This is a genomic window from Kitasatospora sp. NPDC004240 (genome assembly GCF_053603215.1).
Genome location: NZ_JBSGFD010000287.1, coordinates 1 through 7,920, shown reverse-complemented (window position 1 = coordinate 7,920; position 7,920 = coordinate 1). Strand labels below are relative to the sequence as shown.

Here is a 7,920-nt window from a genome sequence, read left to right as displayed (position 1 = left end):
GGCCGCACCCCGACCACCAACAACGGCTGAACAAGACCGCACGATGGCCCACAATTGAACCGATCAGACCGGCCCGATTTCAGCCGTTGCCGACACGGGCTACCGGCCTCGTCGGCCGCAGGTCTTGATTCTGCGGCACCGAAGCCATCGGGTCACCAGGTTTTCCAACCCACCCTCTACGACGTTGCTCCTACCTTCAGGCAACGGGGCGGAGATCGGCCTTCTCCCCCGTCGGAGAGAGCGGTGCGATCTCGTACCTCGGGAGACGAACGTTGGGCAACAGGCCCGCCTGGATCTGCTCCATCGCGGTCTCTGAACGCCGACCGCATCGCCTCAACACTGGAGTACTCTCGGCGACGGGGAGGACCCGGCCGCGGCAGCCTGGCCGGCCGCCGACGGCGGCTGACCCCCGCTCGCGCGGGGAGGACGATCCCGCGTCTCGGCTCCGCGCCGGCGAAGGCGGCTGACCCCCGCTCGCGCGGGGAGGACACCTGTGTGGCACGGACGCCGAGGCCGGCCGACGGCTGACCCCCGCTCGCGCGGGGAGGACTACCGCTGGGGCGGCCGGGACCCGTCCACCGGCGGCTGACCCCCGCTCGCGCGGGGAGGACCTCAAGGCGATCAACAAGTGGGGCGGCTACTACGGCTGACCCCCGCTCGCGCGGGGAGGACCCGTGGGGTTGAGGTATCCCATGGTCAGGCCCCGGCTGACCCCCGCTCGCGCGGGGAGGACGACTGCTGTGACGGACAGGACGATCATCGACGACATGTCTGCTGCTGCCCGGCCGGACAGGCGGCATGGATGGGCGCGGTTCTCATGGCATCTCGTCTCCGCCGTAGTTCACGCCACCGGGTAACGCGCCGGCCACGGGGTCCCAGAGGTCGACGAGCTGCTCCCTGGGATCGGGGGTGGCGATGTCCTGACCTGGGGCGAGCAGTTTCTGGATGTCGGTGACGATACGGGGCAGCAGCTTGAACAGTCGCAGCCCGTCACGAAAGCTCCGCCGGGCGTCGGCCTCGGGCTGAGGCGAGGCGTGAAGGGAGAAGGCGAGCGGAATGGTGAGTTCGGCCTTATAGAGGTCGGCAATGTCGTACCCGGGTTCGACGTAATTCGGGGCTCCTGGAGGTTCTGTGGGTCTGAAGGTGCAGGTCACGGGGTTGGAGGTCGCTCCACAGGTCCGATGTGCCTAGAGACGCGATTTCCGTGATTCTCCTGCGCTGGCCTGCGCATGGCTCGTAGGGTCTGGAGCCGTGTACGTGAAGACGACGAAGCGGGAGAACAAGTCCGGCACGGTCCGGTACCTTCACCTGGCCCACAACGAGTGGGACCCGGCCAAGGGACGGGCGGTGCCCAAGGTGCTGTTCACCTTCGGACGCGAGGACCAACTCGACCGCGACGCGGTCAAGCGCCTGGTCGCGTCTCTATCCAGGCTGCTGGAGCCGGGCGACGCGCTGGCCGCGACGGCCGCCTCTGATCTGGAGTTCGTCTCCTCGGTGCCGTTCGGAGGCGCCTACGTGCTCGACCACCTGTGGCATCGGCTGAAGATCGACCAGATCGTGGGCCGGGTCGGGCAGCCCAAGCGAGGCCGCCGCCGGGACATGACCGCCACCGAACGTGTGCTGTTCGCCCTGGTCACCAACCGGGCCCTGGCCCCGTCGTCCAAGCTCGCCGCCGCCGACTGGATCACCCACGACGCGCACATCGACCAGCTGGCCGAGACCGGCGAACAGCCCTGCTACCGGGCGATGGACTGGCTCCACGAGGTGACCGCCGACCTGGAGAAGCAAGTGTTCGACGAGGTCGCGAACCTGCTGAACCTGGAAGTGGACCTGCTGTTCTTCGACACCACCAGCACCTACTTCGAACTGGAGGAGCCCGACGAGCCCGTCTCCCGCGACGGCGCCGGCCGCCCCGTGGACACGGACCAGGGCGCCGGCGACGCGGCCAAGTCCGGGTTCCGCACCTACGGCAAGTCCAAGGACTCCCGCGACGACCTGCCGCAGATCGTCATCGGCATGGCCGTCACCCGCGACGGTATCCCGGTCCGCTGCTGGTGCTGGCCCGGCAACGCCTCGGACCAGAAGGTGATCCGGCAGGTCAAGGACGACATGCGGGACTGGACCCTCAGCAAGATCGTGTGGGTGACCGACCGCGGCTTCTCCTCCGAGGAGAACCGCCGCTACCTGCGCCGGGGCGATCACGCCTACATCATCGGCGAGAAGCTCCGCTCCGGATCGCCTGAGGTCAAGGCCGCCCTGTCCCGGCAGGGCCGCTACACCGAGATCGCCGAGAACATGCGCGTCAAGGAGGTACGGATCAGCGACACCGACCGGTTCGTGATCTGCCACAACCCCGAGGCCGCCGAGCGTGACCGGCACATGCGCGAGCAACTCCTCGCCCAACTCACCGAATTGATCGATGAATCGGACAAGCTCAGCGACTTCAAGCGCGGCGAACTGCGCGGGAAGATCGCCGGCAAGCCCGGCCTGAACCGCTACCTGCGCGCCACTCCCGCCGGCAAGCTCCGCATCGACACCGCCAGGATCAAGGCGGAGTCGAACCTCGACGGCAAGTATCTCCTGCGCTGCAGCGACCCGCACCTGAGCGCCGAGGACATCGCGCTCGGCCACAAGCAACTCCTGGAAGTCGAGCGCGGCTGGCGCGACATGAAGCAGATCATCGACCTGCGGCCCGTCTACCACCGGCTCGAAGAACGCATCCGGGCCCACGTCGTCCTGTGCTGGCTCGCACTCCTGCTGATCCGCATCATCGAGACCCGGACTGACACGACCTGGCCCCAGGTCCGCCGCGAGCTCCAGCGCCTCCACGTCGGGACCTTCACCGGCCCCACCGGCACGTTCCAGCAGGTCACCGGCCTGACCAAGCCGCAGTCCGACCTGCTCGCCAAGCTCGGCATCCCTCACCCCAAGCAGGTCCTCGACCTCCAGGCCACATCCCGCTGACCAGCCGAAACGCCACCGCCTAGAGAAACGCCCTCCAGGCGGCCACACCCATGTCCGCCCAGGCCAGACCCCAGATTCGACCCTCCAGGTCACCGAATTACGTCGAACCCGGGTCAGTAGTGGTCCTGGTGCGGCCTGGCCATCCACCCCCGGCCGGTACCGTGTGACATCTCAGGGAGCTGACGTTCTGTCAGTTCTGTTCTCCGGATCGGGTTGCAATGCCGGGCTGCTTCTGACCGAAGGTGCGAGAATTCTGCTGGGGGTCGTGCCGGCCGGCACGACTGCCGGCCGTCGAGGAGGCCCAGGTGTCGCAAGAGCAGTGGACAGTGGAAGTCGGCGAGGGGGCCGCCGGGATAGCCGAGGTGGTCGTGTCCGTGCACGGATACGACCACAAGGTCCGCGGGCAGTTCGTGGATGGGGCCGGCCCGTCGGCGCTGGTGTCCGCAGCAAAGGGCATGCCGCTCGTCGTGGCCTGCGCGGGCCATCGGCCCGGCGACCGGTGGGTGGTCGCCACCGACTCTGGTACCGAGTACGCGGTTCCCGTCGACGACGTCGGGGGGCTGCAGTTGGGAGTCGCGGTGGTGGCCGCCGCTGCGAAGGAGGTGACGGTGCGCTGCACCGATCCCACCGGTGCTGTCAGGTTCGAACTGTGCGGCGGCGCCGGCCCTCGCAGGCGCTGGCCGTGGCCCGGAACCGCCGGTCGGATCCGACACCGCCAAGCCTCGTACATGCGGGACTAGAGCCTGTCTCCTTGACCGTGAGATGTCGATGGACTGTGCCGGTCCCCGCTTCGGGGTGTTGCAGTCACCAAGCCCACACGAAGCGGGGTAGTTGTCACCGGCCCCGGCGCTGCATCGGTTCCCCGAGCAGCGCCGGAGCCCCGCCGGGCTATTCGCCGAGGAGCGCCTCGATGTCCTCGTCCGTGATCTCGGCGAGCAAGGGCGCGCCCTCGGGCGTGGACGCCGGCGCGTTCTCGATGATCTTCTCCAGGTCGCCGTTGGCTCGCTTCACCCGGAGCCGGACCAGACCGAGGGACGAGCGCTCGTCGAAGATGACAACCAGGATGGCGCGCTTCGCCACGATCGAGATGTGGATCTGGTCCTGCTGCCCCTCATGGAAGAGCGCCGAGAACTCACGCTCGCCGATCAGCTTGGCCAGCCCGTCGGTCGCCGCCATGTTGCCTGCGGTCAGGGAGGCGAGCGAGGTCGTGTCGAACTGCTCGACCTCGCCGGCCGCCGCCAGCTGCCGACCGTTCTTGTCGATCAGGAACACCGCCTTGGCGTTGGCTTCCTGGCGAAGGCGGCGCAGGGCCTCCTCCAGCTGCTTGATCGCATCGGTGTAGGCGAGGTCGGTGGTGGTCACGGCGCATCCTCCGAAGGGGTGGCAAGTGGCTGGGGCTGAATGGCGCTGCCGCGCCTAACCCTACAGAGATCGCAACTCTGCGTGATTGAACCGCCACTCAATGTTTGGTCGCCGGGGCCCGGCGGAGCTGGGTGCGCGCCCCGTCCGACGCCCTGGTGGCAACACGCCTGCCCCGATGACACCTATCGCGCTTCGGCACAAAGGGATTCCACCGCGGAATCGCGCCCGATGTGATTGGCGCAGGTCGAACATTAGTACAGAAATTATCGGTGAGAACCGATCGTGGTTCTGAGTTCATGTCAGGGCATGAGCTGTGCAGCTAGATTGTTACTGCTCTGCTCGCATCTACTTGCTAAAGCTGAAGGGGACGAACTATGCCCGAACCGACCTCTGATACCACTGAGCCCGCTCTCGACCCCGAGGTCCTGCAGCTCGCCCCGAAAGTCTTCGACTTGGCGCGACATGGCGACACCGACACTCTTGCCAGCTATATCGATGCTGGGGTGCCGGTCAACCTCACCAACGAGGGGGGCGACTCACTGGTGATGCTGGCCGCGTATCACGGTCACGGCGATACGGTGAAAGCCCTCCTCGATCGCGATGCCGACCCGAATCGCGCCAACAGCAAGGGGCAAACGCCTCTGGTTGGGGCGGTCTTCAAGTGCGATGAGGAGGTCGTACGGATCCTGCTCGCACATGGGGCGGACCCCTCCGCCGGGACTCCGTCCGCCGTTGAGGCGGCGCGGGCCTACGGCCAACAGGACCTGCTGAAGCTGCTTCAGGGGGGCTCGTAAAGAGGGTGCTTTCCTGGAGGCGCTCGGCCTCGCCCGCGCCGGACGCCTCCAGGGGCTCAAGGCAGGTGCGGGGGACGCGAGGGTAGGGCCCGGACCTTCACGTGGTCGGCGTCTCGCTCGGTCAGAACGGTGTTGTCCAGCGCGATCTCGTCCACGCGCTCCAGCGAACGGGCGAGCGCCATCCCGGTCGTCCGCGTCGGCGGCCGGCGCAGCCGTTCCAGCTCCGAGAACCGCGAGCCCTCAATGATGAAGCGGCCGTAGCGTCGGCGCTGGCCCTCCGTCAGGAAGTTGGTGGGCACCGCTTCGCTCCTTGATGTTCGGGGGCCACTCGCGCGCGATGCTGGCAGTGCGCTCGGCCGCCCGTTCGGGGATCAGCGGTTTCCGCCCGTGCGCGGGGCCGGACCTGACAAGCCGTTCACGGCCCAGGCTGGATGGCGCCCTCCCCGTTGACCAGCGCGAGGGGCCGGCTCGGTGCCGGAGAGCTGACAACCGCAGAAGTTGAGCCAGAACCCGAGAGCGGACAGCAGATGTTCACCACTTCGGGAGGCTCTGCTGCCCGCGTGCGTTCGATTTGAGGACACAACCACTGTAACCGTGTGTTGTCGTTCGGTCACTATGATGCTCCTGGATGGCCCGCGCGGGCCGGGCCCGATCAGGGGAGTCCGCAACACGCTGAACGAGGGGAACCGCACCCATGACCGGCAACACGTCCCTGATCGACGAAGAGTCCTTTCAGGGCCTGCGGGACAACGACGAGGGTGACACCAGCTTCTCCAGCGAAGCTGTTGGCACTTTCCTCCAGACAAGCCGATCATCGCTCGAAACGATCGAGGACTGTCTGGCGAAGAAGGACTTCCTCCAAGCGGCGTCCGAGGCCGGCGCCGTGAAGAGCGCTGCTGCATCTGTCGGCGCCACTCGGTTCACCGACGACGCCTTCGCCCTCCAGTCAGCAGTCTCGGAGTCGCGCTCAAGCGGCGATCAGGACTCGCTCATGGCGCTGCTCGTGGCCATGAAGAAGACCTTCACCGACACCGAAGCGTGGTACCGGGACTTCTACAGCCGCCAGCCCGACGCCGAGGCCGCCCTCAAGCGCCTCGGCTGATCACTACCTGTCCTCTTGGCGGTCCTGCACACACAGACCGCCAAGAGGACAGAAAGGCCCTCCTGATCATCGAACGGTTTGGGCGCCTCCGCTGGTCGGTGAGCTGCCGGTTCGGCTCGCCGTAGACGCGGATGTCGGCCCGACATGCGTCGGCGGTGCCTTGGGTGATCCTGGCGTCGCAGTCGGCGTTCTCGGCGACGTCGCGCAGCTGGTCGAGGTCGACGGTGTACGCCTCGGTGTAGCCGTTGGCCTCCTTGCGGACCACCGCGTAGGCGAACTGCTTGTACACCGCGCCCTTGTCGCTCTCCTTGGCGACCTTCCAGTAGCCGTTCCAGCCGGTGTACCAGCCCGGCGGGCAGCGGTTCTCGTCCAGGGAGATGAAGCAGGTGTCCTTCGCGACGGTGCTCACCGTGCCCTGGGCCTTGCGGAACGTGCCGTCGGAGTAGCTGAGGTACGAGACGGCCTCCACCTTGGTCCAGGCCGCGCAGGACTGCGCGCGGGGCCCTCCTGGGCCATGGCCTGCGGGCTTGCGGCCAGCGCCACCAGAGCGGCCAACGCCGCCACGGCGGCCGGGGCCTTGCGGTTCACCGCGGGTACTCCTCACCGGATCAACGGTCATGCGTGCACCGTGACAACCGGCACCAAGATCGAAAGGTCACGCCGGCCGGCGAGCGGTCTCCGGTGGCGGGTTGGTCTCACCCGCTCGCTCTGCCGCTGGCCCAGATCATGACCGCCGCGAGATGGAGCGCGGCCTGATAGGCGACGGCGAGCTTGTCCGTGCGCATGGCCAGGCCGCGCCACTGCTTCAGCCGGGCGATGCACCGCTCGACCGCGTTGCGCTCGCGGTAGGTCTCGCGGTCGAAGCCCGGCGGCCGGCCGCCGTGCGAGCCGCGCCGCAGCCGGTTGCGGACCTGATCAACCGGCTGCGGGATGACCGCTCGAATGTGCCGTTCACGAAGGTGGGAACGGATCGCGCGAGCCGAGTACGCACGATCCGCGAGCACGGCATCGGGCCTGGTCCGGGGCCGCCCGCCACCGGCACGGGGAACCCGGATCGCGGCCATCACGGCCGTAAAGGCCGGGGCGTCCCCGGCCTGACCCGCAGTCACCACCACGGCCAAGGGGCGGGCCTTGGCATCGCTGGCCAGATGAATCTTCGTGCTGAGCCCGCCGCGCGAGCGCCCCAGCGCGTGGTCGGCCGGCTCACCGCCGCCGCGCTGTCCCTTTGTGGGCGCCCGCCGCGTGTTGATGGGCACGGCAGACGGTGGAGTCCACCGAGACCTTCCAACCGATCTCGCCAGCAGCATCGGCGGCGGACAGTACAGCCGAGAAGATCCGCCGCCACGTGCCGTCGGCCGCCCAGCGCAGCAGCCGCTTGTGAGCGGTCTGGAACGGGCCGAGCTCCTCCGGAAGGTCACGCCAAGGCGCGCCCGTCCGATATTTCCACGCGATGGCTTCCAACGTGCGCCGATGGTCTGCCCACCGGCGCCCTCGGACCGGATTGGGTGGCATCAACGGCTCGATCCGACCCCACATCGCATCACTGATCACCAACCGGACAGGCATATCCGATCAACCGCTCAGCGCATCAAAGAGACACGCTCTAGTGTCCTGAGTCTGGAATTTCATTCATAAATGTAGACTGGGGATGTGGCGCGGACGGGTCGGCCGAAGGCCGAGTTGATGTTGTCGGATGAC

General features: G+C 67.6%; 8 protein-coding genes, 1 pseudogene and 1 CRISPR repeat array. Of the genes and pseudogenes, 4 read left to right on the top strand and 5 right to left on the bottom strand.

What is annotated here, in order from left to right; translation table 11 throughout:
- Window positions 1-399: 399 nt before the first annotated feature.
- A CRISPR array of direct repeats spans window positions 400-733; the repeat unit is 29 nt; unit sequence CGGCTGACCCCCGCTCGCGCGGGGAGGAC.
- 82 nt (window positions 734-815) lie between these two features.
- Window positions 816-1,094: pseudogene (locus ACWEQL_RS39120) on the bottom strand (type I-E CRISPR-associated endonuclease Cas1e); the annotation flags it as partial.
- A 157-nt stretch (window positions 1,095-1,251) separates the two neighbouring features.
- On the opposite strand from ACWEQL_RS39120, the gene ACWEQL_RS39115 reads away from it, so the two are divergent.
- Both ACWEQL_RS39115 and ACWEQL_RS39110 read left to right on the top strand, forming a co-directional pair.
- The gene (locus ACWEQL_RS39115) at window positions 1,252-2,964 is read left to right on the top strand and encodes an IS1634 family transposase (RefSeq protein WP_452155820.1); all 1,713 of its coding nucleotides are present in this window, start codon (window positions 1,252-1,254) and stop codon (window positions 2,962-2,964) included.
- A 305-nt stretch (window positions 2,965-3,269) separates the two neighbouring features.
- Complete coding sequence (locus tag ACWEQL_RS39110) at window positions 3,270-3,704, top strand: hypothetical protein (protein WP_452155818.1); 435 nt, start codon at window positions 3,270-3,272, stop codon at window positions 3,702-3,704.
- Window positions 3,705-3,852: 148 nt separating this feature from the next.
- Here the strand turns inward: ACWEQL_RS39110 and ACWEQL_RS39105 are convergent, their stop codons facing one another.
- Window positions 3,853-4,326, bottom strand: a complete 474-nt coding sequence (locus tag ACWEQL_RS39105; protein WP_452155816.1) for a roadblock/LC7 domain-containing protein — start codon at window positions 4,324-4,326, stop codon at window positions 3,853-3,855.
- A gap of 374 nt (window positions 4,327-4,700) precedes the next feature.
- Here ACWEQL_RS39105 and ACWEQL_RS39100 point away from each other — a divergent pair, with 374 nt between their 5' ends.
- Window positions 4,701-5,120, top strand: a complete 420-nt coding sequence (locus tag ACWEQL_RS39100; RefSeq protein WP_452155814.1) for an ankyrin repeat domain-containing protein — start codon at window positions 4,701-4,703, stop codon at window positions 5,118-5,120.
- A gap of 56 nt (window positions 5,121-5,176) precedes the next feature.
- On the opposite strand, the gene ACWEQL_RS39095 is transcribed toward ACWEQL_RS39100, so the two are convergent.
- Window positions 5,177-5,419, bottom strand: coding sequence for a hypothetical protein (locus tag ACWEQL_RS39095; protein ID WP_452155822.1), 243 nt, complete (start codon window positions 5,417-5,419; stop codon window positions 5,177-5,179).
- Between the two features lie 395 nt (window positions 5,420-5,814).
- Here ACWEQL_RS39095 and ACWEQL_RS39090 point away from each other — a divergent pair, with 395 nt between their 5' ends.
- Complete coding sequence (locus tag ACWEQL_RS39090) at window positions 5,815-6,222, top strand: Hpt domain-containing protein (RefSeq protein WP_452155812.1); 408 nt, start codon at window positions 5,815-5,817, stop codon at window positions 6,220-6,222.
- Here the strand turns inward: ACWEQL_RS39090 and ACWEQL_RS39085 are convergent.
- The gene (locus ACWEQL_RS39085) at window positions 6,206-6,691 is read right to left on the bottom strand and encodes a hypothetical protein (RefSeq protein WP_452155810.1); all 486 of its coding nucleotides are present in this window, start codon (window positions 6,689-6,691) and stop codon (window positions 6,206-6,208) included. The two genes, ACWEQL_RS39090 and ACWEQL_RS39085, sit on opposite strands and share 17 nt — an antisense overlap.
- Before the next feature lie 226 nt (window positions 6,692-6,917).
- A protein-coding gene (locus ACWEQL_RS39080; RefSeq protein WP_452155808.1) for an IS5 family transposase occupies window positions 6,918-7,788 on the bottom strand; the annotation gives its coding sequence in 2 pieces (ribosomal slippage) (window positions 6,918-7,446 and window positions 7,445-7,788; 873 coding nt in all).
- Window positions 7,789-7,920: the final 132 nt, after the last annotated feature.

Excerpts from the sequence above, each read along its gene's own strand:
- ACWEQL_RS39100 (WP_452155814.1), top strand. The coding sequence starts at position 4,701 with ATGCCCGAACCGACCTCTGATACCACTGAGCCCGCTCTCGACCCCGAG.
- ACWEQL_RS39090 (WP_452155812.1), top strand. The coding sequence starts at position 5,815 with ATGACCGGCAACACGTCCCTGATCGACGAAGAGTCCTTTCAGGGCCTG.